31 protein-coding genes are annotated in these 25,931 nt (G+C 51.8%); 14 read left to right on the top strand and 17 right to left on the bottom strand.

What is annotated here, in order from left to right:
- Positions 1-27 precede the first annotated feature (27 nt).
- Entirely contained in the window at positions 28-783 is a 756-nt protein-coding gene (locus NQL71_RS31530) for a hypothetical protein (protein ID WP_274644761.1), read from the bottom strand.
- Between the two features lie 131 nt (positions 784-914).
- On the opposite strand from NQL71_RS31530, the gene NQL71_RS31525 reads away from it, so the two are divergent.
- Both NQL71_RS31525 and NQL71_RS31520 read left to right on the top strand, forming a co-directional pair.
- A complete protein-coding gene (locus NQL71_RS31525; protein WP_274644760.1) occupies positions 915-1,808 on the top strand; it encodes a hypothetical protein in 894 nt (297 codons plus the stop codon).
- 148 nt (positions 1,809-1,956) lie between these two features.
- Entirely contained in the window at positions 1,957-2,514 is a 558-nt protein-coding gene (locus tag NQL71_RS31520) for a hypothetical protein (RefSeq protein ID WP_274644759.1), read from the top strand.
- 127 nt (positions 2,515-2,641) lie between these two features.
- Here NQL71_RS31520 and NQL71_RS31515 read toward each other — a convergent pair whose 3' ends face one another.
- Both NQL71_RS31515 and NQL71_RS31510 read right to left on the bottom strand, forming a co-directional pair.
- Positions 2,642-3,538, bottom strand: a complete 897-nt coding sequence (locus NQL71_RS31515) for a hypothetical protein (protein ID WP_274644758.1) — start codon at positions 3,536-3,538, stop codon at positions 2,642-2,644.
- Between the two features lie 189 nt (positions 3,539-3,727).
- A complete protein-coding gene (locus NQL71_RS31510; protein ID WP_274644757.1) occupies positions 3,728-4,273 on the bottom strand; it encodes a hypothetical protein in 546 nt (181 codons plus the stop codon).
- Between the two features lie 133 nt (positions 4,274-4,406).
- Here NQL71_RS31510 and NQL71_RS31505 point away from each other — a divergent pair, with 133 nt between their 5' ends.
- Positions 4,407-5,027: a hypothetical protein gene (locus NQL71_RS31505; protein ID WP_274644756.1), complete on the top strand. Its 621-nt coding sequence runs from the start codon at positions 4,407-4,409 to the stop codon at positions 5,025-5,027.
- 10 nt (positions 5,028-5,037) lie between these two features.
- Here the strand turns inward: NQL71_RS31505 and NQL71_RS31500 are convergent, their stop codons facing one another.
- The 6 genes from NQL71_RS31500 to NQL71_RS31475 all read right to left on the bottom strand — a co-directional run bounded on the left by NQL71_RS31500 (position 5,038) and on the right by NQL71_RS31475 (position 9,092).
- On the bottom strand, positions 5,038-5,208 hold the full coding sequence (locus tag NQL71_RS31500; RefSeq protein WP_274644755.1) for a hypothetical protein: 171 nt from the start codon (positions 5,206-5,208) through the stop codon (positions 5,038-5,040).
- A 91-nt stretch (positions 5,209-5,299) separates the two neighbouring features.
- Positions 5,300-5,461, bottom strand: coding sequence for a hypothetical protein (locus NQL71_RS31495; protein WP_274644754.1), 162 nt, complete (start codon positions 5,459-5,461; stop codon positions 5,300-5,302).
- Between the two features lie 70 nt (positions 5,462-5,531).
- Positions 5,532-6,083, bottom strand: a complete 552-nt coding sequence (locus NQL71_RS31490; protein WP_274644753.1) for a type I-F CRISPR-associated endoribonuclease Cas6/Csy4 — start codon at positions 6,081-6,083, stop codon at positions 5,532-5,534.
- A complete protein-coding gene (csy3, locus tag NQL71_RS31485) occupies positions 6,083-7,165 on the bottom strand; it encodes a type I-F CRISPR-associated protein Csy3 (protein ID WP_274644752.1) in 1,083 nt (360 codons plus the stop codon). The genes NQL71_RS31490 and csy3 overlap by 1 nt, the downstream gene beginning before the upstream one ends.
- A gap of 20 nt (positions 7,166-7,185) precedes the next feature.
- The gene (locus NQL71_RS31480; protein ID WP_274644751.1) at positions 7,186-7,995 is read right to left on the bottom strand and encodes a type I-F CRISPR-associated protein Csy2; all 810 of its coding nucleotides are present in this window, start codon (positions 7,993-7,995) and stop codon (positions 7,186-7,188) included.
- Positions 7,992-9,092, bottom strand: coding sequence for a hypothetical protein (locus NQL71_RS31475; protein WP_274644750.1), 1,101 nt, complete (start codon positions 9,090-9,092; stop codon positions 7,992-7,994). The genes NQL71_RS31480 and NQL71_RS31475 overlap by 4 nt, the downstream gene beginning before the upstream one ends.
- Positions 9,093-10,492: 1,400 nt before the next feature.
- Here NQL71_RS31475 and NQL71_RS31470 point away from each other — a divergent pair.
- Together NQL71_RS31470 and NQL71_RS31465 are read left to right on the top strand one after the other, a co-directional pair.
- Positions 10,493-13,288 carry a hypothetical protein gene (locus tag NQL71_RS31470; RefSeq protein WP_274644749.1) on the top strand — a complete coding sequence of 932 codons (2,796 nt, stop codon included), beginning with the start codon at positions 10,493-10,495 and terminating at the stop codon, positions 13,286-13,288.
- A gap of 110 nt (positions 13,289-13,398) precedes the next feature.
- Complete coding sequence (locus tag NQL71_RS31465; RefSeq protein WP_274644748.1) at positions 13,399-13,836, top strand: DUF6957 family protein; 438 nt, start codon at positions 13,399-13,401, stop codon at positions 13,834-13,836.
- Positions 13,837-14,077: 241 nt separating this feature from the next.
- Here NQL71_RS31465 and NQL71_RS31460 read toward each other — a convergent pair whose 3' ends face one another.
- Positions 14,078-15,865 (bottom strand): type IV secretory system conjugative DNA transfer family protein, encoded by a 1,788-nt coding sequence (locus NQL71_RS31460; protein WP_274644747.1) that lies wholly within the window; start codon positions 15,863-15,865, stop codon positions 14,078-14,080.
- A gap of 369 nt (positions 15,866-16,234) precedes the next feature.
- On the opposite strand from NQL71_RS31460, the gene NQL71_RS31455 reads away from it, so the two are divergent.
- From NQL71_RS31455 to NQL71_RS31440, 4 genes are all read left to right on the top strand, one after another.
- Positions 16,235-16,699, top strand: coding sequence for a hypothetical protein (locus NQL71_RS31455; protein WP_274644746.1), 465 nt, complete (start codon positions 16,235-16,237; stop codon positions 16,697-16,699).
- 113 nt (positions 16,700-16,812) lie between these two features.
- The gene (locus tag NQL71_RS31450; protein ID WP_274644745.1) at positions 16,813-16,980 is read left to right on the top strand and encodes a hypothetical protein; all 168 of its coding nucleotides are present in this window, start codon (positions 16,813-16,815) and stop codon (positions 16,978-16,980) included.
- Positions 16,981-17,000: 20 nt separating this feature from the next.
- Positions 17,001-17,210 carry a hypothetical protein gene (locus NQL71_RS31445; RefSeq protein ID WP_274644744.1) on the top strand — a complete coding sequence of 70 codons (210 nt, stop codon included), beginning with the start codon at positions 17,001-17,003 and terminating at the stop codon, positions 17,208-17,210.
- A 141-nt stretch (positions 17,211-17,351) separates the two neighbouring features.
- Positions 17,352-17,702, top strand: coding sequence for a hypothetical protein (locus NQL71_RS31440; RefSeq protein ID WP_274644743.1), 351 nt, complete (start codon positions 17,352-17,354; stop codon positions 17,700-17,702).
- 89 nt (positions 17,703-17,791) lie between these two features.
- Here the strand turns inward: NQL71_RS31440 and NQL71_RS31435 are convergent, their stop codons facing one another.
- The 4 genes from NQL71_RS31435 to NQL71_RS31420 all read right to left on the bottom strand — a co-directional run bounded on the left by NQL71_RS31435 (position 17,792) and on the right by NQL71_RS31420 (position 20,177).
- Positions 17,792-18,382 (bottom strand): hypothetical protein, encoded by a 591-nt coding sequence (locus tag NQL71_RS31435; protein ID WP_274644742.1) that lies wholly within the window; start codon positions 18,380-18,382, stop codon positions 17,792-17,794.
- A gap of 37 nt (positions 18,383-18,419) precedes the next feature.
- Positions 18,420-18,620 carry a hypothetical protein gene (locus NQL71_RS31430; protein ID WP_274644741.1) on the bottom strand — a complete coding sequence of 67 codons (201 nt, stop codon included), beginning with the start codon at positions 18,618-18,620 and terminating at the stop codon, positions 18,420-18,422.
- A gap of 73 nt (positions 18,621-18,693) precedes the next feature.
- Positions 18,694-19,704, bottom strand: a complete 1,011-nt coding sequence (locus NQL71_RS31425; RefSeq protein WP_274644740.1) for a DUF4419 domain-containing protein — start codon at positions 19,702-19,704, stop codon at positions 18,694-18,696.
- A gap of 98 nt (positions 19,705-19,802) precedes the next feature.
- A complete protein-coding gene (locus NQL71_RS31420) occupies positions 19,803-20,177 on the bottom strand; it encodes a hypothetical protein (protein ID WP_274644739.1) in 375 nt (124 codons plus the stop codon).
- A 111-nt stretch (positions 20,178-20,288) separates the two neighbouring features.
- Between NQL71_RS31420 and NQL71_RS31415 the strand changes: the two genes are divergently transcribed.
- From NQL71_RS31415 to NQL71_RS31405, 3 genes are all read left to right on the top strand, one after another.
- On the top strand, positions 20,289-20,669 hold the full coding sequence (locus tag NQL71_RS31415) for a hypothetical protein (protein WP_274644738.1): 381 nt from the start codon (positions 20,289-20,291) through the stop codon (positions 20,667-20,669).
- Positions 20,670-20,795: 126 nt separating this feature from the next.
- A complete protein-coding gene (locus NQL71_RS31410) occupies positions 20,796-21,383 on the top strand; it encodes a hypothetical protein (protein WP_274644737.1) in 588 nt (195 codons plus the stop codon).
- 109 nt (positions 21,384-21,492) lie between these two features.
- The gene (locus tag NQL71_RS31405) at positions 21,493-22,131 is read left to right on the top strand and encodes a S1 family serine peptidase (RefSeq protein ID WP_274644736.1); all 639 of its coding nucleotides are present in this window, start codon (positions 21,493-21,495) and stop codon (positions 22,129-22,131) included.
- A gap of 19 nt (positions 22,132-22,150) precedes the next feature.
- On the opposite strand, the gene NQL71_RS31400 is transcribed toward NQL71_RS31405, so the two are convergent.
- A complete protein-coding gene (locus tag NQL71_RS31400; protein WP_274644735.1) occupies positions 22,151-22,669 on the bottom strand; it encodes a hypothetical protein in 519 nt (172 codons plus the stop codon).
- A gap of 242 nt (positions 22,670-22,911) precedes the next feature.
- Here NQL71_RS31400 and NQL71_RS31395 point away from each other — a divergent pair, with 242 nt between their 5' ends.
- A complete protein-coding gene (locus tag NQL71_RS31395) occupies positions 22,912-23,586 on the top strand; it encodes a hypothetical protein (RefSeq protein ID WP_274644734.1) in 675 nt (224 codons plus the stop codon).
- Between the two features lie 45 nt (positions 23,587-23,631).
- Here the strand turns inward: NQL71_RS31395 and NQL71_RS31390 are convergent, their stop codons facing one another.
- Positions 23,632-24,138, bottom strand: a complete 507-nt coding sequence (locus tag NQL71_RS31390) for a hypothetical protein (RefSeq protein WP_274644733.1) — start codon at positions 24,136-24,138, stop codon at positions 23,632-23,634.
- Positions 24,139-24,353: 215 nt separating this feature from the next.
- On the opposite strand from NQL71_RS31390, the gene NQL71_RS31385 reads away from it, so the two are divergent.
- A complete protein-coding gene (locus NQL71_RS31385) occupies positions 24,354-24,938 on the top strand; it encodes a hypothetical protein (RefSeq protein WP_274644732.1) in 585 nt (194 codons plus the stop codon).
- A 60-nt stretch (positions 24,939-24,998) separates the two neighbouring features.
- Here the strand turns inward: NQL71_RS31385 and NQL71_RS31380 are convergent, their stop codons facing one another.
- Positions 24,999-25,415 carry a hypothetical protein gene (locus NQL71_RS31380; RefSeq protein WP_274644731.1) on the bottom strand — a complete coding sequence of 139 codons (417 nt, stop codon included), beginning with the start codon at positions 25,413-25,415 and terminating at the stop codon, positions 24,999-25,001.
- Between the last annotated feature and the right edge of the window lie 516 nt (positions 25,416-25,931).

Raw genomic sequence — 25,931 nt, 5'->3', positions numbered from 1 at the left:
TTTTTTCAGACCATGACAGCATCGGCGTCAATGAATCACAGTTTTTTCCGGTTCGGCTTCTTCTGATGTTTCGATAGAGGAAAGCATATCTTCGAGCGCTTTTTCGGCTATCGCCCCTAAGTCTATTTTCAGCCTGGGTTCCGGCTCGCGTATGGGCTTCATGGCCAGGATTTCAGCTTCAGGCTTGCCATCTATGAGCGCTCTCATGACCTCGAAATCGTGAGCCACTCGAAGAGCAGAGTCGATGCCGCAGTAAAGGTCATAGCCACCGATATCAATTTCACCATTCGGAGTGATAACAAGGATTTGGAGATAGTTTGTAAATGGTGAACCTGTCTTCAAGCCAACAGGTTCAAGTTTGTCATCTTCGCCGCGTGTGTAGGCCAGGACGCTGTTGGTGCTGAGGTTCATTTTGAACGCGAACACTGCACCTTGTCGGTGAATCTCTACATAGCCTGATTCCGGGGCCACTTCACCGCTCTCGATTAGCGGAATCAGTCGCGTCATTTCAGCGAAGACTGCTTCGATTGCGAAGATGTCTTCCAGGTTGGTGTAACGGATCCTGCAAAGAACGTCGTCTTCGCTCATTTTTTGCGACAGGCCAAAGCCCAGGCTATGGCGCATGAGTTTTTTGCCAACAACTTCTTGTCCAAGCCAAAGCGCCTTACCGGTTGCAGAGTCATAGGCCATCGAGTGAATGTTGACGGCGCCGGACAGGTTACCGAACTTCTGGGTAATTTCCCAAACACCTCTTGCTTCAAAACCGGGAATCTCGATGTACATGAGCCGATCCTTTTGATCGTGGATTTTTTAGAGATTGTATAGCGCTTGAACATTGCAAACAAATTGTCGGTGTGAGGACTGGTAGGGCAAGCGTCGCCAAGGTCATACTTAAAGAAAATGGGGCGATACTTATGATTCTTCGCGAAAATTTTCCATCCGTTTACTCGAGCAAGGGTCGCGGCGCCGAGCGTCAAATCGTTCGGTTCGAGAATGTGATGGAGACCTTGAATCGCTCAATTCTCAACGGTTCCATCCGCAACACCGAGATGAAAGACGTGAAGCGTTGGGCGAGCGATATCGCGATGGATCTGTGGGAAGAGAAGATCTCCGACGTGTACTCCAATTGCGGGAAGCATGCGAGCCTGCCAGAAGACGTCCGGAACTTGAATTTCTCGATCATGATTATGGGTATCCATACTCTACCTTCCGTAGACAAGAAGATTCAGAAAACCAAGCTGACACATCCCATGATCGATGCGATGCGCGAGCTGCTGGCTGAGTTGATGCCACTGGCCACAACGATTGACTCTCTAAAAGCAAGTATTGTGAAGGGTAGGGCTCCGAGTACTGAGCCTCCTAAAGAGGTCAATCCGAACAAGGTGGTCAAAACCTGCCCGTGCTGCAACAGACCTATCGCGGTTGTCGGTAGCCACATGGCGCACCACGGGTATGAGCGACCGGGCGACGGTGGGCAGACCGCAAGTTGCCCAGGCATTCATTTTCCGCCTCTCGAGGTATCGAGCGCCGGCTTGCAGTGGATGATCGAAAATCACCAGGCGAGGTTGACGCACACAATCCAATTGCAGGCGGAAAAAGATACCATCGAAAGCCTGCCGATTCGAATTGCCGGCGAGAGAGTGACGATCACCAAGGCCAGTTCCCGGTGGGCGAGTTCATTCAGATCCTACGAGGCCAGGCTTGTCTCCGACATCCGGGACTTGCAATCGGATCTGGTAGGAATGACCAAGCGGCTAAAAGACTGGAAGCCAGAGGTTTCCCCCGAGGACGATAGCCCTTCGCCTTAACGCGGGTAGAAAATCAGTAAACGGGCCGAAAGGCCCGTTTCTATGTTTTGTCCATGAATTTCGTGAGCTTTGTCAGATCCGGATATGGCATGATTAGTAGTCAGCTTCAACTGCATAAAAATAACAATAAGTCAGAAGGGGTTTACATATGGGTAGTGGTCATTTCTTTGCTTTTGAACACTTTGGTACTGGCTGGGCAATTTTTGCTGTCTACTTTTTCGCGCTGATGGGCTACTGTTTTTACGAGTCGCAACGGCTTCCTAGTTGTTTTCCGACTGGCCGTTTCGACTATCGAATTCCAATTGGTACCCTTGGCATAATTTTCCTATGCCACTATTCGACCTTTTTCTTAGGTGTCATGATCCTAACGCCGATGGCCTTCGGTATTTTTCCAGGGATGATTTACCAGAGTATCAAGACCACGCGCCTAATGCGGGCCGGAAGGGTCAATAAACTATCTTTGATTGAGCATAGGAAGGCTGACGATCTGGAGTTTTCCATCAACAACCTGATCCATAACGTGGGAAGACCATACCAGGCGTCGAAAGAGGCTACTGAAGAAGGACTTTTGGAAATCAAGAACAAGGCCAAGCAGGCAGCAAAATACTTTTTCACGCTCACAGGTAAGGACATCGAGCAGGACATCGACAAGTGGCTAGATCGTCGCTGGGATGCCGATGAAAGCCCCAAGCCTGATGCCGCTTAATACAGCCTGAACTGCTAAATCGAAACCCGGACTTGATGCCGGGTTTTTTAACGCCTGGGGTCGCCGGACAATAGCCGCGATTAGCCTCAATGCGGCAATTTTTTTCTAGCTCCTGCGTGTAGCTGGGTTAGTGGCATTCAGCGGCGGTCTGTAGTCGATCAAACCTGGCCTTGATGGCCTGTAACTCTGCCGTTGCGCTGGTCAGCTGATCTGACAGCGTTTCTATCATCGATTTGTTGTCAAAGCTCCAACCGTTTAACAGCCGATCAATGAGGATGGGGGCATAGGCAAAAATGGTCTTCACCCCGTATATGGGTGGCTCACCCTGGTGTTTCGCTTCGTGGGTGTCCTCAAAGCTTCTGAGCAACCTGAGGCACAGCTCCTTGTTGTTCATCTGCTCAATGACGGCCAGTGACTCCTCCTGGCTTTTTCGAATGCCTTCGAAGACTTCAATTTTGGCCGGATTGAGCGTGCGCTTGACTGCGCCAATTCCTGGTACATATTGCACCTCACCCGAGAAATACAGGTCTCGGATCTTGTGTCCGAGCGTTTCATGCAAAAGGCGATTAGCGTCCCCCATGAAGTAGACATCCCAGCCGAGCTTCTCGTTCTTTTCGATGGCCTTGGCGCCATCTTTTTGTAACGACAGAAAGGTCTTCTCACGCATGATTTTGCGGACGTCCTTCGCCACCTGCAACGACAATTGGCGATAGGTGTACGCCTGGTCGAATAGATCTCGACTGTGGCTGATGAATTCAGGATCGAGCACCTCTGTGAGGTACCGGTAGAGCAATTCCTTGAGCAAAAAGGAAGGCTCCATGATATCGACGGCGGGTCTCGGCGTTCGTACGGCTCGTTCCGTTTGAGCAAACCCATCGTGGAGCAGGTTGGAAAGGATAATCACGTCCGGCGTAACGTTCCTTGATGAACCTAGCCTCCAATGGGACAAAACAGCCTTTGCATCCTTCCCAGGCTGAAATCGATCAAGGAGCTGCTGCGTGATTCCTACGTTTGAGTGTGGCATTCGTAATCACCTCAGAGGGCTCATTGGCTAGATGAGTCATTTTGCTTGGTGTCGACCGGAGGCCGCGTGCCTCTTTCGGCCCGCCTTACGTGCCTACAGCGGGTGCAACATAAGTTTCGTCAGCACGCCGACTTTCCATCGATGTGGCGTGCTTCGGGGGAGCGTAACCCAGTACCTACTGATAATCCATCAGGCGACAGCAGATTCAAAATGCTGAGTCTCGACGTCGCGACGAACGCTGTAGGCGCCCGTCATCATGTCGTAGGTCAATTGCCATGACACAGGGTCGAGCTCGCGATAGTCCGCTCTTGTGATCTCAGACTCAGAAACCTTGGCACGAGCATCAACAATGCAGATTCTGACGCCGAGCTTGTTCCGGTAAGCCTGCTTCAGAACCTCGTCAATTTGGTGAGCAATTGTGGCCCGCTGTCTCGCCCGATTACGCACGACTTTATCCCAGTGGTCGGCGCCGGCAGCCGCACGCTCAAGCTGGTCAGCTCGGGCATTGCCCTCGTAAGTCCAGACCCCGCCGACGCATTTTATGGAGTCCGCCCATAGGCAGAGCAGGGCGGTTTTTTCCCCCACAAATGCCCAACGAAAGCAAAAGCTCGGGTTGGTCTCGTAATGACCTTTGCCGGTGTGCCATTCACTGACATCGATGCCCGACGCCGCGACCACCGCGTAAAGTTTGTCGAGCTTTTTTGGTCTCAATGCCGAATTATCAGGAGTATCCACTTATCTAAGCCTTTGGGTGCTGGATGATAATGAGTAGCCGGCCCTGTGTGCCGGTGTCTAGCCGTCAATACAGCTCAAATGTTATGGTTAAATTCAAGAATATTTCTGTGAAACTAAAAAGCGGATACCACTCATGAAAGCAGTTGCACACAAATCAGCGAGCTATCCGCCACGCACCTATCACAACGCGAAAACGGCTGATCTGACGGTCGCCTTCGCTGAGGATTTCAGCTCCAGGGGCGAGGAACTCACCAAAACTGCCGCAGATGGGAAGTATCTGCACATCGACCTGAGCTTGTCGCCGATTGAAGCGGCCCGCCTGGTGTTCGCTGAATGCCGGAAGCGAGGCGCAAAAGTCCTCAACATCGCTGGCAACGGCATCTACACGCTGAAGGACTACGGCTGGCGCCAGGAGCACCTTAACCTGTGGATGTACCAGGTGCTGGATCTGGTGCATAAGCACTGGCCGTTGGAGAGGGTAATCTCCGGTGGCCAAACGGGTGTCGACTTTGCAGGCGGAGTTGCCGGCGAGCTGTTGGGGCTGGATCCAGTGATGACTTTCCCTAAGGACTATTTGCAGCGCACACTGACCAAGTTTTCCCACACACAAACCGAGGCCCAGGTGCTTGCTGAGGTGGAAAATCAGGTTGGAATGCTGACGTCGATGATCATGGCCGGGGATGAAGTGGAAAAAACCGCCGCGACCAAAGTCAGCAAGCCGAAGGTGGTTGAGGATTCTCCATCGCCGCACTGATCTGCTTTTTTCAAAGGTCGCAAGTACGAGCGAGCATCTCGTTGGTAACGGCTTGGGCTTTGGATTGAGCTGCAAGGATCTTGGTCATCACGACGGTGCGGGCTCGTGCCTTGCGTTGGCGCTCCTCCGGAGTCGCGCCCGAAAGTTTCCTGGCCTTTTCATACAAAAGCTCAACGCTCATTTACAGTCCTCTGTAGTGCAGGAATGGAATTCAGCCTATAGCTCGGCTTCGCTCTAGCGTATCAGCTCTGAGCGCTCAAGTTCATAATTGTCTAGGGTGCAGCCAGGAAAGCAGCGACGGCTTCATCCACGCGCTTTTGCGCTTTTTGCTCATCCCAGTATTGGACATTTGGATCGCGCCCGATAAGTGTGATGATCTGCTTTGAGTAAGCATCCAGCATTACAACCAGAGCTTCTTTTTCAGTGGGTGTCATTAGGTATTCCATCAGTCGCTTTGAGAATCGCTTAATCAGGGGGGCTTTTGCCCCCTTTTAGTACTGAAAATCAAAGGTGAGGAAGGTATTGCAGGTTTTCGGCCTGCGACATCCCGTACCCGTTTAGCACACCCTCACTGCCTGACTCTGCAACGTGGCTTTGGACGTACATCCGGAACCGGTGGCCGTTTTCACGGCTTTGCACGTTGAACCATGGATTGCCGTTGGATTCGACCTCGAGCATTTTCTTCAGGCGCTTGACGCCATCGGCTCGGGACTTGATCCGCACGCGGCTGAAGGCCTTGTACGTGCCGGCGAAGTCCGCTGGCACCATTTTCGGGAAGCCGGCGACAAAGTAGGTGTCTAGATACCCCGAGCGCTGCATGAATTCGTGAAGCATGACGTGATCTTCCATGCTCTGGGCAAACACCCGGAACGTGGATAGCTTCTTCTGAGGGCTGGACTCGTCGAGGAACGGCAGGGCGAGCGCGAACTTCTCCTTGTACTCGGAAAAACCGGCGTGCAGTGCCTTCATCAGCAGGGAGGCGCCCTGGGACACCTCCGCAACGGACGCCCTGTTGGCCACCTTCAAGGTGTAATCAACATAAGTGGCGGGCTTCATTACTTGTCACCACCCTCGGAGTACACGCCGCCACGAATCAGCGAGGCGATCATGAACATGCCTTCGCCGCTGTTGACGTCGGTGGCATTGAGCTGGCGCATGAAGGTGAAGGACGATTCCTTGTTGCCACGGAACATCTTTTGAGCGTCCAGGTTCGCACCGCACGGTTCAACCGAGATTGGCAGGCCGTGGGATTCGAAATCAGGGTACCAGGTATCCATGGTGCGCAAGGCGTTGGCCACCTTGGTGTCACGCAATGCCGCCTGGCCGACGATACGGCTGGACTGCAGCGCCATCAGGTCAGTTGCAGGGGTCAGGAAGGACTCACCGACCGCGTACAACGAACGAGCGAAGCCTTTTGGCTTGTCTCCGCCTAGGTAGTTTTGCGATGGGTAGACTTCCATGCTGCCGTTCATGCCTTCACCGAAGTTCAGGATGGCACCGACGGTCAGCTTGTGTTGGGCTTGGCCGGCCAGGCAGCTGGCGATGTAGCCGCCCAGTTTAAGTTCATCGGCGGTGTAGTTGTCGAAGCGGTTCAGCGGTGTCTTCAGGGCGTCGAAAGTCATGATGTCGTCGCCACACTGGACGGTCACACTGACGGTCTGTGCGTACTGACGATTGCGCCACAGCCAACGACCATTGGCGATGTTTCGGGCATAGCGGTTGGCGACTTCTTGAAGACCTGCAGAGATCCCGGTGGCGCCGGCACTGCGTTCGAGGAAGCCGTTAAAGCTGGCCTTGAACTGACCCAGCAACGACTCGTCGTCGGTCTTGGACAGAGCGCAGGAGTTCAGGCCATTCTGCAGCGCATAGAAGCCGATGCCCATCTGAACAACCAGGGACGCCGCTTCAACATCGGTTTTGGCCGAGTCGGTCAGTTGGATGTTCGAGACTTCCTGGCGATCACCGGTGGCCTTCTTGTTGATGTTCTGCGTACCACGCAGGCCGCTGCGGGTTACCAGCAGGGGCTTCAGCGAGCCGTCAGGCATGCCACTGAAGAACAGGCAGTCGGTGACGTTGATACGGCGTGTAAAAGACAGGACGCCTGGGAGTTTCGAAAATTTAATAGTCGGTGTGGTCATTGTCGGTCTTCTCTAAAAAATTAGTAGGTTGTGCTTACAGCGAAAACGGTGTCGTCGATCCAGCGGCTGCGCCAGAACGGGAGGGATTCGCCCTCGAATTCACGAACTGAAACGTACTGCGCCAGGCCCATCAGTGGCTCGCCGTAGGCGTGGGCCGGGTAGGTGCCATCTGAGAGGCTCCTGACACCCACAACACGTTCAGCAGGCTCGGACGTCAAGGCGTAAGCCGGCACAACTGGAGTGAGCCACGAGTCGTTTGCGTCAGACTGCGCCCGAGTACCAAGTGCGCTGACCAGCAGATCCACAGGGTTTTCGCCCACCAACAAGTCTTGACGGTCGATGAGCCAGAACCCGTTACCAGGGATGGCATCGAACAGCTTGTCATCGCTTTCATGGAATTCCTGCGGGGTGACGTAGCTTTCGATTACACCGCCAGCAAGACGACCCTCATGCAGGAACGCTTTTACCAGGCCCAAGTCAGGTTTGGTCGCAAACTCGATTACCAGACTGATCTTCAAATGAACGGTGGCCACCGGCTGCAACGAGAGCGCCATGGTGGTACCGACATAGTCGTTCTTGTCGATGTAGGTTGAGGCGCGGCGCTGCTGGAACTGAGGGCGCTTGTAGCCGCTGTGGAAGTCCATCTCCGCCAGGTATTTGGCATCGTGGTGGATCATCGCCACGCCGTCTGCCTGGCAACCGATCTTCAGGCCCATTGCATGGGCAAAGAGGTTGACCGCCATGATGGGCGCCGCCGTAACCGCGTAGTTGCTCGACAATGCGTTGGCATGGCGAACGTTGAGGTGTTTCAGAATCAGGTAGTAGCTCATTTCAGGCTATTCCTCACCAGGCCGGCAATCGCATTGATCTCGCCTTGCGAATATTCGTATTGACGCGTGTCGTCGCGTTCAATCGCTGCGAAGCGCCGGGCAAGTGCCGAACCAGCGTCGTATCGCCAGTTGGTCGTGCGACGATCTGGATCAATCAGGCCAGCTTCAAGGTGACCGACCTGGGCACCCAGCAGCACGCCGCCTGGGAGTTTGTCGGCATTTTGCTGGAGCAGCTCGTAAGCGTCCGCGCCTAAGCGCAACAGGTGCTGAACCATGCGCGAGATCAAATTGGCATGCTCAGTGCGAGTGGTTTGATCAGCCTCAACCATGCCTTTGTGCTTGTTGCGCCAGCTCACATACTCCGCTTGCATGCCCTTGGGCAAACGCAGGTTGCGAATGCCGTAGTAATGCAGCGAAAGGGCGCGTGAACGCTCGCTGGCCATGGCCGGAAATTTCCCAACGATAGGTGCTCGCATGGAAAACACCATGCCGCCAGGGTTCAGGGGCTTAGCGCCGCCGATAGGGAAGTCGGCGAGCGTAATGCGCCTGAAGCCTTCAGCCGATTCATCCTTGGCCTTTCGAAGCTCATGGATCATCTGATTGTGAGCCAGCGCGGACGACTTCAGCTGATGGCTAACGCCGGCAGCAGAGATTGGCGTGACACTCAGGTAGCCGCCATCAGGGCGCGGCAGCAAGATCTGACGCACACGTGGCGAGATCTGCCGGCTCTGCACCAGGCTCGTGGATTTGATCAGAGCCAGGGATTGCTGGATATGAGCGAGTTCCAGGGGTGGAACTCCTTCAACACGGCCCTGAGCAACTTCACTGATCTGGGAGTAGATCCGAGAGGTCGCAGCGCCTTCATAGCGATCCATCAGGACATCGATGCCGTGGCCCAGCAGGGTACGTACGCCAACGTAGGGCAGTTTGGTGCCGTTCGTTTGTGCGATCCGGACGCCACCGGCTTCAGCATTGGTGTTCACAGTTTTGAACGAGTGGTGCACAAGCTTTTCGATGGCTGTGGAGTAGTCATCCAGAGGATGGCTTTTCCACTCCTTGATATCTGCAGCTTCGGCTGTCGCTGATTCTTTTGTCATTTTGTGTGCATCGTTAGTCGTGATGGGGCGGCAATATATGCAATACGTTATGACTCGTCAACACTTGAATTATGTTTGGGTGAAAATCGCGAAAAACGTTGCGGCGTAAGGGTTTACGGAATCTCCACGGTGCCTTCTTCAAACGAAAAAACCATCGGAAGCTGGCTGATTGACTCCGCAATTTCGCAGAAAAAGCTCAGACCACCCGAAGGTGGCGGACGCTGGCGAGCCGATTGTTCGAAACCGTCGCCTGGGGAGGCGAATGGCGTCGACGGGCTACAGTCTCTTCAAAACCACCCGTAGGGTGGTGAACAAATGGTACAGAATCGAGTCTTCACTGGGGTTTTTCCAAACCACCCGCAGGGTGGTGAACTCGAATTGTGTTTCTTCTAAACCACCAGTGCGGTGGGGATGAAAAACGAGCGTGACCAGCCCGATAAATCGGGGATCGGGACACGCGGGAGCGCAGAATATAGATTCCAAACCACTCGAAAGTGGAGAACAGAAAGCTGGGTTCAGTCTTCTTCAAAACCACCCTTTAGGGTGGGGAACACGTGGGGAGCACTATGACTTCGAAACCACTCAAGGGTGGACAGCAAACGGTATCCAGGCTGAGTTCAAAACCACCGGTGGGTGGTAAACGGATGAAGCCTATGGCCATCAGCAATATCAAAACCACCACAAGGGTGGACGACAGTACCTACAGTCTTTTCACAAACCACCTCAGCAGTGGTGAATGCATGCCACCATGGACGCGGGGCAATACGATATTTCACAACCACAGCGAAAGTGGTGAACAATTTCATTTTTATAGATCTCAAAACCACCAGGTCGGTGGAGAACTACTGACCGCATGATCTTCCTGTGTCAAAACCACCAAGCAGGTGGTTAAGTCATTTATCCAGTTTTCAAAACCACCTGAACGGTGGAGAACCAATGTCCGCTTGATCTTTCTGTGTCAAAACCACCTCAATGTGGTAAATGCCAAGCTGCCATCCAACGGCTTTCAAAACCACCCTCAGGGTGGGGGACGTCAGGGTCGTGCCAGTCCTTATTAAAACCACCTGGACGGTGGTGAACGCTGCGCTCACAAGGGTCGGTACCACGTTGTATTTCTAAACCACCCGCAGGTGGTGAACAGCTGTGCAGCTAGTACTTAACCGCTAATCATTCAAAACCACCCACAAGGTGGAGAACAAACCTTGAGTTGACCCTGGTTGGTAAATTCATTTCAAAACCACCTTGGCGGTGGAGGATAAACAGAGAAAAGGTGATTTTAAAGAGCATACCCAGTGTGAGAGCGCTTACCTTTGAAGGCAGACCATTCCCAGGGCTTCAGATGGGGGCGGAATATAGGTACTATGCGGCCCTCCGTCAATACATGGTATATGTTGAGCCAGATGACCTCTCTTCTCGTCCCCATTTCGAGCTCCATCCTGCGTGAAACTTGCCTCACAACATGGCGCGATCAGGCCTGTCTTATGGCCCGAGCGGCTGGGTATCTCCATGATTGGGGCAAGAGCAGCCAAGATTTCTTCCTGAAGCTTGAAGACTCCGTTCAAGGCCGGGAGCGACGGGTCGAACCGGTGCGCCATGAATGGCTTTCGTACGCGCTGCTCAAGGCGGCGAGGGTGCACGGATTTGAAGCTGCGTGGGGTGGCGCCAGCACTCAGTCGTTGATCAATGACTGCGAGTCGCTGAAGAAAGGTTTGGTGGATCGTGACAGGGTGCTCGAGTACCTGCTCGTCAGTCACCATAAGCTCCTCGGTGGGCGCGATATTGCTCTGAGTGGTGCGGCCCACATACAAGGACACATCCCAGTTAGTGGCGTGAAGTCTGCCGGAAATATCGATGGCGGCCTCTACGCAGACGCTTCGAGGCTTCTTACCAGGATTCCCGAAGCTTACGGAGCAGAACACTGGGAGTTGATAGCCGTATTTTCTCGAGCAGCCCTGATCCTGGCCGACCACTTCATTTCTTCAGTGGATTATCAAGCGCTGCACGGCCAGCCTGCGGCGTCATGCCTTTTCGCAAATACTAAGGACACTGCCAGCGGGCAGCGTCGATATGACCAGCCCCTCGATTGGCATTTGCGAAGTGTTGGCGACCTGGCGGGTGACATTGCTATGGAAATGGGTAGGCAAGAGTACCCAGGGCTGAGCCCGGCCACGATTGCCTCGATCATGGCGCCGGCAACGCATCCACGTTTCGACTGGCAAGATCAGGCAGTGGCCTACCTGAAGGAGGTGAGAGAAAATAATTGTGCTCCAGCACTCGTTTTCTGCGGCGCCGGCACCGGGGCGGGAAAGACCAGAGGCAATGCGAAAATAGCGTGTGCGCTTTCTGCAAACCCTCGGTTCTGTGTTGCTCTCAACCTTCGCTCTCTGACACTCCAAACCGGCGATAGTCTTCGCAGCGACCTGCAAATCAGATCAGACGAAATGGCGGTCGTGATCGGTGACCGCATCACAGAGCAGATGCATAGGGCGAGTTCGGACGCCTTCTCACTGAATGGTAACGCCGGTGATCAAACAGAAATCGAGGTCAGCTGTGATGACTTCGTGATTCCGACTTGGCTTCAGCCTCTCGCAAGGAGCCAGAAGGCCCCCCAGCTGCTGATGCCACCCGTTCTAGTGTCGACCATCGACTTCATCATCAACGCCAGTGAGCCGGGCCGCCAGGGGCACCATGCGCTGGCGCTGCTCCGTGTCATGAACAGCGATCTCATACTTGACGAGATAGACAGTTACGACCCCCAAGCGATGGTCGCAGTGCTGCGGCTGATACAGCTGAGTGCCATGCTCGGGCGGAATGTGATTTGCTCGTCGGCGACGTTATCGGTACCGGTGGCGGTTGCGGTACATGAAGCGTTTCTGAGTGGTGCCCGGATGCGGGGAGCCGTAGAGCCTGGCTCAACGAGGCCGGTTGTGGTCATGATCGATGATTTGTTGCCGCCAGCTGGGTTCCACGACGGTGCCGGCGAGCTCGGTGCCTTTGTCGCAGCCCGCTACGCGGAAATGATCGACTCCCTTCAGCAGAAGGCGGTGTATCGCCAGCCGAGGATCGCCAAGGTGGCGGGGAGCAGTGATCAGGCCTATCTCGAAATTATCCGGAATTCGGTTCTGCAGTTGCATGCCGACCATCAATGGGAGCTGGCGCCGGGCAAACACCTGTCATTCGGTCTGATTAGGGTGGCCAACATCTCGACCGCCATTAAAGTGGCCAGGTACCTAAGTGAACAATTCGGCGAGACCGGGCCCAGGATCGCGTGTTACCACTCGAATGAGCTGCGCATTCAGCGGCACCTGAAGGAACAAAGGCTCGACTACCTGCTTAACCGTAAAAGCGGTCACCAGGAGAGGCTAGGGTCAGATCCAGAGCTGCTCGCTGCTTTCCCGACAGGGGCTGGCTCTGTCCCAATGATTGTCATCGCAACGCCGGTGGAAGAAGTGGGGCGCGATCATGACTTTGACTGGGCTGTCATCGAACCGTCGAGCGCTCAGTCCATCGTGCAAACCAGTGGGCGGGTGAACCGGCATCGCCTGGTGGAAGTGGATAAGCCAAACGTGGTGATCCTAGATTGCAACCTACGGTCGCTGAAGGGGAGCCAGCGTAAGGGTCTTGGCAGCCAACCATGTTTTGTTAAACCAGGATTCGAAGTCAGGGCCTGCCGGTACAGTTCAACAAAGATCAGTGAGATGCTTCACGTGGGCGGGGCTGAGACACCGCTGGAGCGCATTGACGCGTCATTCCGACTCAGTGGGCGGCAGATTGCCAAGGACGAGGACAGAATCATCAGCAAGCGCCTTGAGGAGGGTATGGACATCATCCTCAGGCGGGAAGGGTGCGAAGCGGCTTGGATGACCCAAGCTTTCTACGAGCGGTACCCGTTGCGCGGGTCAACGTCGACGGATCGGTACCGGATTGCAGTTGATCAGGACTGCGGTAAGTTCGTGTTGCAGAAAGTCGTTAACTCGACTGACAAATCCTCCTGGGAGCGTCGGGCTTACCGAAGGACAGCGCCGGCTTCCAACGCCTGGCTGGTCTGGCCAGATGAGTATCTGGTGGAGAAGAGCATCGAGCTGGGCATCCAGCCGGACGAGGCGATGGTCTTCGAGTTGGCCAACTACCAGCCTGATCAGGTAGACCGGTTCATCCATCGAGATGAGAGTTTTGGGTTTTACCACGAAGGCTGACAACCGAGTTGTGATGCTGGCAATTCATGCCATATGATTGCAAGGCGGCGGAAGGTGACCACCACGCAGTCACCGCATTCCCCACAGACCGTAAAGGTTGGATAAGCCCTATGAACGTAAAAGAGCCGACTTTCCCGCAGTCAGTAGACAGCTACCTGGTCACAGTCTCAGGCTTCCTGAATACTCCTGGTGAATCGCTCATGGGTTTAGACATGACCGAAGGGGAGGCCATTGCATTTGTGAAGAGTCACTTTCCGAATAAACCGTACTGCCTGGTCTCAAACTGGATGCTGATCAAGATGGACGCCGATGAGCGTTCTTTGAAGGCAATCCAACGCATAGGCAGCGAGCCATATCTGGTTTATGCCCACAACGTGCTCCAGGACAGCGCTGGGCGCTTTTACCGTGGTCAGTGGGTACGCAGCACGCTTCAGGTCTCCTTTACCCATGGTGGGCTATTTGAAACGGTGAACACCGTTTATGTGCTTGTCGGCGCTGGGCTTGCCAAAACGGCTGATCCTGATGTGGTGATGTCCATTCACGGCTGATGAGAATTACGGGGTCTTTTTAATCAGATATAACTAACAAGACTCGCATATCACACCTATCCTTCATCCATAATTTTAGAAATTGATTCACTAAGAAGCCTGCTTGCCTTTACCATGGGTGATGGCTCTGGCTTCTTGCAGTGATAAAGAATAATTGAAATAGGGTCAAGAACATCATATTCAAGTTTTTTTACAGCGCTTTTGTCGTCATGCGAGATTTCTAATTGATCTGTCATTTTTTTCACGCTTTCATAATTTTTCCGAGGGCGGTGCCAAGGTCGGTTGGTGTGGTACTCCTCACCATTGATTCATCATCAAGTGTGAATTTGTTTTTTGCATGTCCAACAGAAAATAGAAACTGATGAATGTGCCCGCAATTTTTCAATGATCTTATAGTTTTTACTAGCTGTGGGTCATTGTAGAAGTCTAAAGATTCTTTATCTCCGCCGCCACGCATAATAATTAAGTTTATTTGCTTTCTTGTTGGTGAGAATGCCTCAACTAATGCTTTTGCATAATTCTCTATATTTTCAGGCCCCTGAAGACGAATAACTCTTAATTTTTTGAGAAAATGTTTGCCTATCGGGTTTTCAGCCATTTCCTTTATAAATGCCGTCTCAAAATCCTGAACAACGATACTGCTTTTAGGGCATATTAAGCACCATTGTTCATTGTATCTAACATGTCTCTTGTTTAATGATGTTTCTGGTTTAGTGTTATAACTAGATGATATTGGCCCACGGGCAGTAAAATAGTCTAGCAGCGTGAACCACCCAGCGAATGACGGTACATTACCCTTGTATATGAAACATGACCCGTAAGTTTTAGGGTATAAAAATTCTTCTGTAGCTTCTGTGTGTTGTTCTATGTGGTCTAGCGTAGGTTTATCATCGGTCGGAAGATAAATTTTTGTTCGGATGTTCTGTAGGATTGAATCTACTGCTTCCTTTGATGCTTTAGCGTAAAGAGAGGAAATTCCTTGTGTTGCAAAAATGTTTATATGGCCAAATGACCTTGATTTATCTATCCATGTATTGTCATCAATTGTTGTGAATGTACTACTTTCATTAATGAAGTTTTGGTATTCATCAACCAACATGAAGGTCTTATGGTTCACATCTTTTGTTAGGCGCAGCCTAGACTCCGGTGTCATTGAAAACACCAGGTTAAAGAATCTCTCACGCAAAATCTTAGAAACTGTGTATCCGGCTTCACCGTATTGATGGTTAGGCATGTCAAGAAAGATAACTTTCCTTTTGTCGTATATTTCGGTTGCAAGGTTTATTTTTGATAATCCCTCACACAGCTTGGCTCTTATTAATTTATTTTCAGCAAATGGTCGAAGAGAATTAAGTAGTGTTGCTGTGTGCCATGCATACTGCTCTTCTTTTCTGTGTGAAACATCAGGATTTGCAAATTTTGAAGCACCCATTGCCAGAAGCCCAAAAGGGTCAGCGAGCGCAGATTCATATATATTAATAAAATCATTAGAAAGTGTTGTACTGTTTGAGACAAAATCGTCTAAGTTGCTTGCCGTTTTGCGACAATCAACAAGACAACCATAAAGATCTGAAAGTGATATGTATCTTTTGAAGTGATCTCTGTAGTAGTAATAAAGCATCATCGAATCACGAATCCCTCCAATACCCCAGAAATTGTCTCCAGCTTTTAAGGCTATTTGCGCCAAAAAAGATCTAAAAACCTCAGCTTTCATGCCTGCAATTATGTTTATTGGTACGCATTTGTCAGATGCACCGATGATTGTGGCTCTTTCAGATGCAAAGTTAAGGGCGTAGTTTACGTAGTCCCCTTTCACGTCTAGTACAAGTCCAGAATGACCTAAATCTACCAGTCGACGTAATGCCGGAAGCAAAACCGACGATGTTTTGCCAGAGCCTGTTGCACCGAAAGCAATCAAAGATGTTGTCAGGTCATCATCTGAGATTGAATATTCATTTTTTTGGGGGTTGGTGATACCGATCCGGAGAACATGGTTATCTTGGATTTTCTTTCGATTTTTGAAGATCATTCGTAGTTACCACCTTTCGAGAACGTGGCTGCTTCAAGCGAAAGGTGAATCCATCTGAGGAAAACTGTGGTTCGCATTCAAATCTCGGAATATATTTTTATTTTCAGTCATCTTAATAAAGATTTGTAATCAGTCAATTGATTTCTTTGTAATGTTTCGAAGTATTTTTATATTATAAATTTGTGTATAGTGGTTAGTGGTTTTATACTTCAATTTGACGTATAAGCATCTCATTAAAATTTGAGGCGGTCGGTGTGCCTGGCATGATGTTCTTTATGTTTTTTACCAAAGGCCGATTAAATAAATTGGCATCCTGTCAATTCATCATCTATGATTAGATCTTACGAGGTTGCAGGTGAGCCGCCATAGATGAAAATAGATTTGGCTGAGCGCTATGCGCAACGGATTGCTGAACGCTGCAAAGCAGTAAATGGTTTGCTGGCAACACCGCTTTGTGATTTCGAAGCCGTCAGGATTTATCAGGTGTGGATTTTCGGTTCGACCGTTAAGGGGTCGCAAGAGCCCAGCGACCTAGATGTGATGGTGCGCTATAACGGGGTTGGCCGTCGGCGTAACTGGAAGCAAGGGAAGCTCGATTTGCAATGCCGCAGATCGTGGGGCTACTCTCGTGCCATTTGCGCTAGTAAAGAGATGTATAAGTGGCTCAGCAAAGGCATGAAGCACGTAAGCCGCCATAATTACGAAGTAGAGAAAGACCTGGGGATAGATCAAATGGTGATGATTTACCCGCGAAACGACTTTCCGGCGCACATGGAGCGGCTAAGAGCCTCAGGCGTGAATACTTACGAACGTCCCGATTACCCACCATGTTAAACGCTAGATTTCTGAAGGTCTGGCTTTGTAATGTGAAAGGTGAGTAAAGCTACAGCTCGTAGATTGCGAATCATTGTTGTACTGTGGAACCTATATCCTAGGGAGTTGGAGCTTTGACTCTGGAACGCATGATCGAAGAAGCCCGCACTCGAAACGGGACTCATGAAGAGAGCCTGAAGGCTGCCCGTGAGCGCATGGCCAACACCAACAAACGGCTAGCCCGCGAGTTCGCGGCCCAAGAAGTCACTCCGGCTCTGTTGGCCAAGACCTGCACACTTTAAACGCGATGCCTGGTGTACCAATGACCGATGAGCTGAGCAAGATCACCGCTGACATCGCGTTCCACGACGAGGTTCTTGCAGCCATTGCGGCGGCAGGGGCCAAGCGTCAGGCGATCACTCATGAAGCGCATCGGTTTACAGCCGAGGAGAGTCAAATGTTCGAGCACATTGAGTCGGCCCGCATTGGCCTGATTGCTCGAAAGCGGCGGATCGAGATCATCGGCAGATGACCGATTGTCTTGCTTCCAGGTAAGCGCCGGCATGCGCCTGAGTGATCCATTTGCGCTTCAGGCTTGATCGCATTACGATGGCAGCGCTATCGAGGTAACCTTTCTTCATTCACTCAGCCTGTGCGCAGGCCGGAGAAGCACATGAAACCAGAATTCCGCATTCGTGAAGTTACTCGCTACGTCATCACCCGGCACGATGAAAAAGGCACCAAGGCCTTGGTCGAGTGCGAATCCGCGCCGGCTGCAAGGGAAATACTGGCAGCACTAGCACTCCAGGCGGATACAATCGACAATACGCTTCCACCTGATGATTTCGAACTCTACGATTCTGATCTTTACCGTGCGGCCAACATACTTCGTAGCAACGAAATCCGGACTTTTGGACAGTTACGATCCATGAGTAGAAAGGAATTGAGCGATCTGCGTGGTATGGGGACGGAGAATCTTCAGAAAACCCTGTCCTATCTCGCCCGCTATGGCATCTTCCCCTGATGGGGCACCCCGCAGCAGCCATGTAACACACGGAGCGGCCTCGTCAATAACGGGGCGTTTCTATGGTTACCGGCCTGTAGCTTCACGAATCACCTGATGGTGGCTCTCATCATAGCGAAATCATTGGCTACACTAATGGCGTTTTCCAACGGAGCGTACAAGTTATAAATAGCAGACACTAGTTCTCCGGTTGGAACTACGACGTAGACAGTTAAATTGTTGGTGAAAGGTGAACAGCTTTTAACTTTTTGAAGCATCTCCCTACCTTGATCATTTCGCGAGCATTCAAGCACATGACGCGTGCTGAGATTCATTCTGAATGCGAACAGGAGACCTCTTTTATAAATTTCAACGTAGCCGCACTCAGGGGCGACTTCGCCACTCTCAATTAGTGGTATCAGCCGGGCCATTTCAGCGAATACAGCCTCGATGGCAAGAATGTCGAGCTTGTTGCTGTATCGCATGCCAAAGGAAACCTGATCATTTTTTTGGGATAACCCAAAGTTGAACCAATGGCGCATACGATCTTCGTCGATCAACTTGTAGCCATCCACAAGTTTGCATCCAGTAGCGGTATCGTAGCCTTCCACGGCAAGGTCGACCCCCCATGAAAGATTTTCGACCATGTCCGTAATTTCCAAAACACCTCGGGTTTCAAAACCTGGACTTTCAATGTACATAGCGTGTCCTTGTGTATATTGTAAAATGAACGAAATTTCAGACGACTTTAGTTCCTGGTGCTGTTTGTTCCTGAGCCTGGAGGATGTGCTTAACGATGTTGCCGGCCAGGGGGCCGGCAAATGTAAGATTAGCCTCCGATGCGTCTTTCAGCACTTTGCCAAATAGATCCTTCGTGACCGCGTGGTACTTCTTGACCCGTTCCAGGCCTTCTTCAAACTCTTTTTCGCCTTTGGTCATGGTTCCCCCTTCGGTTAAAGATACTCGGCAGATCACCCAACCACGCTGGGTAGGGTAATCATACTTTTGAGCCTTATTTCGGCGTGTATTCGATGGTGATGTGATCGTACACAGTGGTGACGAATCCATTCTCGATGTTGCTGCCGAATGCGCCGTGCACCATCAAGAAATTCTGACCCGTGGACACATTTTTGTAGGGGAATTTAGAAACCGAGTCATGAAAGGAGGCGAGCAAGGAGCCACGTTTTACATTGTGATACAGATCGCAAATCCAGCCATTGATCTGGAGATCACCACCGGAGCCAACGTTCTTCTGAGTGAAAATGTCAGTCCAGAATTCAGTCTGGTCTTGATCGAACGATTCCAGGATGTTGGAAGCGATGTTCAAGGCGTCACCCAGGTATGGGGTGACGGAGATAATAGCGTCTGGACTGGCGCCAGAGGCATACACGGCCTTTTTAATATCGGTGATCGCATCACAGATTGCGAGCCAGTCCTCACGGGTTCCGCGCAGGTCAATCGCAGGAATTCCGCAGCAGAACATGCAGTAATCGTAGTGGTGCTGCGCCATGTCCAAGACCGACGCAGCCATCGCCAATTGGGCTTCCGGGGTGGTGTCCGAAAACTCAGGCAGGAACATCGAAAGGTCTACTGGCGCCGCAGCTTTTAGAACCTTGATCAGTTTATCAATGTTGATGTCTGTTGGATGATCCTGCAGGACAAGCAGGCTCTCCTTTTTATCCGAGACCGTGAAGATGGATCTGAATTCATCGGCGTGCTCCTGGATCAGAGCCACGACATTGGAGAGGATCACAAACCAGATGTCATGGGGATTGACGACCAGGCCGATGTGGCGCGAGTACGCCTGGGCGACAACGTTGATGAAACCGGTCTGTGTCCGTTGATGATCTCTCAGTCCGCGAACCACAACACCATCTACGTCGGAGTATGCTTTCAGGTGCCATTTGTTAGCAAAACGATCAGCGAATCCTTTATGGCTGTTTTGACGTTTGTCATTCCAGTTAGCCGCTTGTTGCTCAGTTGGCGGTACATATTTGAGTTCGTCGTTCAGGGTAATGATCATAGCTTTGCATCCTTGTATTCGAAGTTTGTTGTTGGTGGAAAGACCGTTAAATCCACGGCCATGACCCTGCAGGTCTTCAAAAATTCAGTGTTGCGCCGTCATTGAGCCGGGATCGGCTTGGCCTTGGCTTTCTCTACGACGATGGTGACGAATTTCTTCGAGCGGTTGGCGAGAAAGCTCACCAGTGGCGCTGGAATACCGGTTTTCTCGGCAACGAGATCTTTTAGGTTGTCCAGGTATGGAGCGCCGGCATGGCGTCCGGAAAGAATGGCGATGGTTTGATCCCTGATCTCTGTGTAGTCGACGTACATTCGGTACGGAACAGTGAAGATCACGGCCAGGATGATTGTTAAAAAGGCCAACGCCGGCAACACTCCATCCGTAAACCAGATGGCGAGGATCCATAGGGCAGCTGCGGTGAAGACATAGCCAATCAGGAATGTCAGGTAACGCTTGAGGATGAGGACGAACATGCTGGATAACTCATGAGAGAATCTCTAGAATCTATCGAAGAAGCGGACAATTGTCAAAAATTGACAACCTCAGTACAGTAAAATTCTGGCCGTTTGGAGCATGAGATGATCTTGGATGAGTTGCTGGAAAAGGGGATTCATTCCCTTACCGATGGGTGCTTCTTGCGTAGTGCGCCGATGCTGTTGAACGACACCACGTTTGAAGCGCTCCGGCATTACACCAAGACATCGGAAGCCCATCAGGTGGTTTGGGCCGTTGGCCGGGAGGTTCGCCAGCGCCTACTGAAACGCGAGGTGCTTGGAACACCTAAAGAATTAATGATTGAGGCTGGGCCTGGCGCGATCATCGGTAATATCAGCCATGCGGACGTTCATGCCTTTACCAATGATCAGTTGTGGAATCCTGAAGCCATCATCGTCATCGCCTTGGGTAAGGATGATGTGGTTTTACGGTATACGGGTGTGATGATTGACGTGAATACGCAGCACTAGGTCTCCGAGGCTAGCTCTACTCACCATCCCGAAATTTCTCGTATGGCTAAAATAAGCCAAGCGCTATGCGTTGAGTTTACCGTCAGGTACCAGCCAAGATAAGAGAAGATCGATGTGTAAGGGGTGATGGAAGAGATGCCAATTAAAGAACATTTGTACGTCCACGACGTCGAGCATCTAAGTGTTCACGAAGATTTTGTGGTGTTTGGCGAATATCGCGTAGAAGACTATTTGCACGGTCGTTGCCATCTGATGGCGTTGGCTATCCGGGAGCAAACCGGGCTGCAGTGTGGCGTCATGCTTGACCTTGAGGCGGGCTACGATGCTGATGATGAACCCGTTGCGGCGCTTGACCATGCCTTCTGCGAATTGGAGGGCTCTATGACCGGCTATGTCCATGATGCGCGTGGCGTTCGTAGTCGTGTAGAGATCCAGCGTGAATATAACGAGGCGTTCGAGCCTGAGCAGATTTCAGGCATTGATGCAGAAAATTTAATTCGTCAATGGATTGCGTCCGGGAGGCTGGAAGATTTTCTACCTGGTGAACAGGAAGCTTTGGGATTCTACGTCAAGGAACTCCAGCAGTACCCGTGCATGGTCATTCTGCCTGTAGGCAGTTCCTGGCATTCATTCGAGGCCAGTGGAATTCCAGCGACCACGCCATTTTTCAACAAAACGAACGCCATCAGCGAATCCACTTTCGACTTGGGATAATGATCCAATGCGGCAGTAGGAAGCAGCTGAATGCATCATAGGCCATCAATTGACGCTCGACTGAGCGGGGGGTACAGTCCTAAAAAAATAATAAAAAAGGAACACCTCTGTGAAAACCTTGGCCGCTGGCCTGGCGCTCTGCGCTCTTGTGACTGGGTGCAACGGGATTCCCACGCCGTTTGTAACGGATCCGGTCTTGAGTCAGTTTTTCGTAGTCAACTCCGGCCCGCCGTTGCCGCTGATGTTCCAAGGATCTGCAATCCAGTGGAACGAAGACTACGCCGTGACGGCAAAACACATCCCATTCCTCTGGCACGTCGCGCATGAAGGGAAGGGTGATCTTGTTTTCTTCAAGCACAAGTCTAAAAAGGTGCCGCAGTGGCGGCAGTACACAGGTGGCGAGCGGCTTACTGCAGCAGGATTCAGCCCATTCTTTATCCCGGTGAAGGGGACTGGCCATGCGCTGGCTTCACGGGTTGTGCTTTCCGACGTCAATGACGGAGTCCGATATTCCGTCGCCGACCTTCCCCTCGTGAAAGGGATGTCCGGAGGCCCGGTGTTTGCCGATGACGCTAAAGTCGTTGGGATTGTGACGTCCTTCCTTCCTCACCGGTACTTCTCGAAATCACCCAACCCTGAGATTGCCAACAGTCAACGCGTCAGCATTTTCATGCCTTACGACGAGATTCAAAAAGAGTGGGAAATCTTCGCCAAGCAATTACAGGCTAAGGCGCCAGATCCTGTATGACCTGGCAGCCCTCGCTGGCTCATGAAGCCGGCTTCATTTCTACAACCAGTGTGCTTGGGTATTCATACCAGGCCTTGTGGTAGCCGTCGATGAAGCACGACACCAGGCATAAGTCCGTCGCGAGATCCAAGAACAGAAAGCGCTGGGCAAAGTCACTTTTTTCCCGCAAATGGCCGATTGATGAGCCATCTTCGCAAGTGATGTAGAGGGATCTTGAGCTTCGTTTGACCTGAAATTCCTCTGAAGTCTTAACGGCCATACTCAGGTCGGGTTTAGAGACGTTGCAGGTGGCTGATTTAGGAGCCTTGGTTGTTGCGTCAACAGCCTCAATTTTCAGCGATTGTTTGCTGCCGTTGACCATGCTGGCGCAGCCCGTGAGGGATAATACTGAGAGCGCAGCGATAAGGCCGATGATGCGGCGGCCCCTGAGGCAGACACGGGACAGCTTAGGGATAGACACGAACTGGTTTGACACCAAAGGCTCCTTGGAATGGGTATCGCGGCTGGCGTTGGGACTCGGGCCGCCGACGATGCGCATGATCGCACCACATTCGTTCTTGTTCCAGAGCAATATATCGCCGGCTTTAAAATTAGATCGTTGTCTACTTTTGCGGATACGTATGTCCTCAAACCGCGCTCCGGGAAATCAGCAGGGTGGGGCTCCTGGGGGTAGCGCGTCGTTCAACGCCACCAGAACTACTGCGTCAGGTTTTCTCTACGTTTACGGACACTGCGCTGGCGTGGCACAGTAGTGAAAGTAACCTTTTGAGGATTCAAAAAATGGCTCAGGTACCCGCCGAAAACAGCGAGAACGGCAAATTGATGGCGGATCTTGTTGAGGAATGGAAATCCAAGCAGAAAAAGGTTAACGGCCTGATTTCACTGCATGATCATGATTTGCGTGACAAGCTAGTGGACGGTCTTATGAAACTCGCACTGAATATTTCAGTGTACAACCCGCCAAAGTCGCTCTTAGGGCGGATCAGTGATGTCCTTTTCATGGATCCGGCAGCTGCCGAACAAAAAAAGATCACGTTCATCACCAAGGCTATAAAAAACCTGGCAAATCCAACCACGCTAGACGATTTAAACACCTCGCGACTGGCCAGCATCGAGCAGGGTATATCGCTGCTTTCAGAAGTTCAAAACATGGGTGAGTGGGTTGGCTCCCGAATGAACGCTAAGGAACCTTTTGCCAGGGATCCAGGTTTTGTTTTCAACTTTCACCAAGATGCGATTGCTTATGCGGTGGATGGTTATCTGCGAAACATCGAAGTCGGCGTTCTCGAAATGCCCCATTACGAAAACCTCTGTCAACAGATCATCAGCGCAAGTAAGCTCGCGACAGCGAAGTCGGCTCAAGCTCGGAGGGACGAAGTCCGAGAAATGCTTCCATTCGAACCAGATCGATCAAAACCAGATCGTCTTAGATTCGACAACGACCTGGGCCTCTGATAGCTCAAGAAAAAAAGGGGGCTCCGAAGCAGCCCCCTTGCTCAATCACCAGCACCCATACATTGCGCTGGGCGCGAGCGACAGATCAGTCTCGAAGACACGCGCAATATCTGCTTTCCAAAGGGGATACGCGCCCAGGGCAGTGAAAAGTTGATCGCAAAGGATTTTGCTGAAAGCCGCGTCCCTTGGCACTTCAGATTCAGGGTTGTGCTGTGGATTCTCGAGGAACACGCATGGCTCCTGAACTTCCTCTCTTTCAAAGTACCTACGATATGGGGCCGGAAATTTCAGGCCATTGGCATCCAGAAGGAACGTCTTTCCTGCCACGTCCATGGACACAAACCAGTGGTCGCCACCGGATTCACTCTTGTTGCTCACCCGGTCAATTGCGCCAAGCTTCAGCTCGCCATCGCTCCACTGCACCAGGGCATCAGCGAGTAATAAACACCCGCCGTCGAAAAAACCGCAACCGTTGTAGTGATACAAGGAGATAACCGGCTCATACAGTGCCTTTCTGAAGCGACGGTTCTCTGCGGCAATACTCTGGGCCATGTGATGGAATTCCTGGGTAAATAGCTTTCTTCAGATTACAGATCGCGTGGCCTGCGGTTCAACGGCAATGATCAAAAATTGGTTGCCAGCCGTGCCCAGCGTATTGGTATTATTCGTGCCATGAATACGCAGCGGACAGACAGCAGCCTGGTTTCCACAGGTTATGTTCGGTTTCCGGAAGCGACGTATAAGGCATAAACCCGATGGGGGTAATCATGCAGCGCAAAAAAGTGTCCTATTTCGAGATGCTCGTAATGACGGCTCTGGCCTGCGTCCACCATCGGCGCATGCTGGAGCTTTACAAAGACGATGATAACAGTCATTACCCGGATAGAGCCGCTGATGAGGCCATGAGCGCGTTGTTGACGCTTGCTGCCGCCAGTAAGGCTGAGGGGAGAGATGCGAGGACTTCGCCGCTCTACGAGAGTTTTGGCCCCATGGCTGTCCACTATGAAGAAGCCTATGAGCAGTGGAGGCCGGTTGAGTGCCAAGAGCTCACGCCACGCGTCATCTTTGATGCGATGGATAAGGGTAACAAGCTCATCTGGGGTGATTGGGTCATTAAGGCCTCACGCGGGCAAGAGGTGACCGATGACTACGGCCTCCCAGCCTGGGACAGGATCGTGACCGTCACCCATAGTAACGGTAGTTGTAAGACGCTCGAATATTCCAATCGGCCACGACACCGGGCTCTCGAGATCTACAGGGTGGTGACAGGTACCACATTCGACGGCGACGATGGCCTACCTCGCGATCCGCGCCACATGTACGATGGCGACATGGATGATGACTGGCCTTAGGCACAACCAGATCAACAGGCCAAAATGCGGTATTGGGTGTCGCGTGTGCGCCAAGCGGAGTCAGTGTTTTTCGACGAGATGAATGAAGCGCTCCACATCCTGGTGAACCAAGAAGGGTCGGCGATAAGACAACCCAATTTTCTTGTCGACCAAAGCCTGAAGTTTCTCTTCATCACGGACATCGACACCCAGCACCAGGAAGCTGCATTGCACCTGCGGTTCAACGATGCACCAGTTTCCTTCCTTGATCATCGTGAGATGGAGCACGTGGAGAAAGCTGCTGAAGTCACGGGCGGTGTGCTTGGCGGCTTCCCAACCGACCGGCATGAACAGGTAGGCATTCAGGTTGGTGAAGTAGATCCAGTTGGCCAGCGTTCTAAAGTCGTCGTACTCATCGCCCTGGAGCTTTAAGTACTGTTCGCACGACTCAATAGCCTCAAAGGTGTTGTCGATCCAGCCTTTTTTGATAGCGTCCACGTATGCTCCGGGGAGGGGTTTATCAGCAACAAAAATCGATGAATAACAAGTGGCAATTAATAGAAATATTCCACTTTGGTAGGTGGATTTCCCTTGGTCGGAGGCATCATAATTACTGTTCTACCTTGTGTAAAATGATTCGCTCACTGCGCAGGAAAACGAAGAGAGAAGGGGAAGCAACGTGGTAGAAAGGACTGATCAACGCGCAGATGCAGCGGCTCCTCACGGCCAAACGATAGAGCTCATCGGCACCTCACCGGCCCAGGCTGGCGCCTTCATTCGAAAGATGTCTCAGCGTTATATCAAAGGCGAGATTAGCGCCGAGCAGGCCGTCGAACTGGCCCAGGGTCACCACAAGCAAGTCTTGGATGAGTCCGGCCCGCCATTCTGACGGGTACGTCAATCACAACATCGTCTGAAAATTAGATCGTTGTCTACCGGTTGAGTAAGCGCTATCCAATATCCGCGCACAAGTTAACAAACCAGGCAGTGTAGCCGGGCATGGCCAGTTGCAAG

It is taken from the genome of Pseudomonas serbica (genome assembly GCF_028823535.1).
Taxonomy (GTDB): Bacteria; Pseudomonadota; Gammaproteobacteria; order Pseudomonadales; family Pseudomonadaceae; genus Aquipseudomonas; species Aquipseudomonas serbica.
Note: the sequence above shows the minus strand (reverse complement) of the source record. Positions and strands in the feature narration are given on the sequence as shown.

What these genes read in the sequence shown, in the direction of transcription:
- NQL71_RS31455 (WP_274644746.1), top strand. Translation starts at nt 16,235, where the DNA reads ATGAAAATAGATTTGGCTGAGCGCTATGCGCAACGGATTGCTGAACGC.
- NQL71_RS31440 (WP_274644743.1), top strand. Translation starts at nt 17,352, where the DNA reads ATGAAACCAGAATTCCGCATTCGTGAAGTTACTCGCTACGTCATCACC.
- NQL71_RS31460 (WP_274644747.1), bottom strand. Translation starts at nt 15,865, where the DNA reads ATGATCTTCAAAAATCGAAAGAAAATCCAAGATAACCATGTTCTCCGG.
- NQL71_RS31475 (WP_274644750.1), bottom strand. Translation starts at nt 9,092, where the DNA reads ATGACAAAAGAATCAGCGACAGCCGAAGCTGCAGATATCAAGGAGTGG.
- NQL71_RS31530 (WP_274644761.1), bottom strand. Translation starts at nt 783, where the DNA reads ATGTACATCGAGATTCCCGGTTTTGAAGCAAGAGGTGTTTGGGAAATT.
- NQL71_RS31515 (WP_274644758.1), bottom strand. Translation starts at nt 3,538, where the DNA reads ATGCCACACTCAAACGTAGGAATCACGCAGCAGCTCCTTGATCGATTT.
- NQL71_RS31480 (WP_274644751.1), bottom strand. Translation starts at nt 7,995, where the DNA reads ATGAGCTACTACCTGATTCTGAAACACCTCAACGTTCGCCATGCCAAC.
- NQL71_RS31520 (WP_274644759.1), top strand. Translation starts at nt 1,957, where the DNA reads ATGGGTAGTGGTCATTTCTTTGCTTTTGAACACTTTGGTACTGGCTGG.
- NQL71_RS31490 (WP_274644753.1), bottom strand. Translation starts at nt 6,083, where the DNA reads ATGAAGCCCGCCACTTATGTTGATTACACCTTGAAGGTGGCCAACAGG.
- NQL71_RS31390 (WP_274644733.1), bottom strand. Translation starts at nt 24,138, where the DNA reads ATGGCCCAGAGTATTGCCGCAGAGAACCGTCGCTTCAGAAAGGCACTG.
- NQL71_RS31430 (WP_274644741.1), bottom strand. Translation starts at nt 18,620, where the DNA reads ATGACCAAAGGCGAAAAAGAGTTTGAAGAAGGCCTGGAACGGGTCAAG.
- NQL71_RS31425 (WP_274644740.1), bottom strand. Translation starts at nt 19,704, where the DNA reads ATGATCATTACCCTGAACGACGAACTCAAATATGTACCGCCAACTGAG.
- NQL71_RS31410 (WP_274644737.1), top strand. Translation starts at nt 20,796, where the DNA reads ATGGAAGAGATGCCAATTAAAGAACATTTGTACGTCCACGACGTCGAG.
- NQL71_RS31395 (WP_274644734.1), top strand. Translation starts at nt 22,912, where the DNA reads ATGGCTCAGGTACCCGCCGAAAACAGCGAGAACGGCAAATTGATGGCG.
- NQL71_RS31470 (WP_274644749.1), top strand. Translation starts at nt 10,493, where the DNA reads ATGACCTCTCTTCTCGTCCCCATTTCGAGCTCCATCCTGCGTGAAACT.
- NQL71_RS31420 (WP_274644739.1), bottom strand. Translation starts at nt 20,177, where the DNA reads ATGTTCGTCCTCATCCTCAAGCGTTACCTGACATTCCTGATTGGCTAT.
- NQL71_RS31400 (WP_274644735.1), bottom strand. Translation starts at nt 22,669, where the DNA reads ATGCGCATCGTCGGCGGCCCGAGTCCCAACGCCAGCCGCGATACCCAT.
- NQL71_RS31525 (WP_274644760.1), top strand. Translation starts at nt 915, where the DNA reads ATGATTCTTCGCGAAAATTTTCCATCCGTTTACTCGAGCAAGGGTCGC.
- NQL71_RS31500 (WP_274644755.1), bottom strand. Translation starts at nt 5,208, where the DNA reads ATGAGCGTTGAGCTTTTGTATGAAAAGGCCAGGAAACTTTCGGGCGCG.
- NQL71_RS31445 (WP_274644744.1), top strand. Translation starts at nt 17,001, where the DNA reads ATGACCGATGAGCTGAGCAAGATCACCGCTGACATCGCGTTCCACGAC.
- NQL71_RS31385 (WP_274644732.1), top strand. Translation starts at nt 24,354, where the DNA reads ATGCAGCGCAAAAAAGTGTCCTATTTCGAGATGCTCGTAATGACGGCT.
- csy3 (WP_274644752.1), bottom strand. Translation starts at nt 7,165, where the DNA reads ATGACCACACCGACTATTAAATTTTCGAAACTCCCAGGCGTCCTGTCT.
- NQL71_RS31505 (WP_274644756.1), top strand. Translation starts at nt 4,407, where the DNA reads ATGAAAGCAGTTGCACACAAATCAGCGAGCTATCCGCCACGCACCTAT.
- NQL71_RS31435 (WP_274644742.1), bottom strand. Translation starts at nt 18,382, where the DNA reads ATGTACATTGAAAGTCCAGGTTTTGAAACCCGAGGTGTTTTGGAAATT.
- NQL71_RS31465 (WP_274644748.1), top strand. Translation starts at nt 13,399, where the DNA reads ATGAACGTAAAAGAGCCGACTTTCCCGCAGTCAGTAGACAGCTACCTG.
- NQL71_RS31495 (WP_274644754.1), bottom strand. Translation starts at nt 5,461, where the DNA reads ATGACACCCACTGAAAAAGAAGCTCTGGTTGTAATGCTGGATGCTTAC.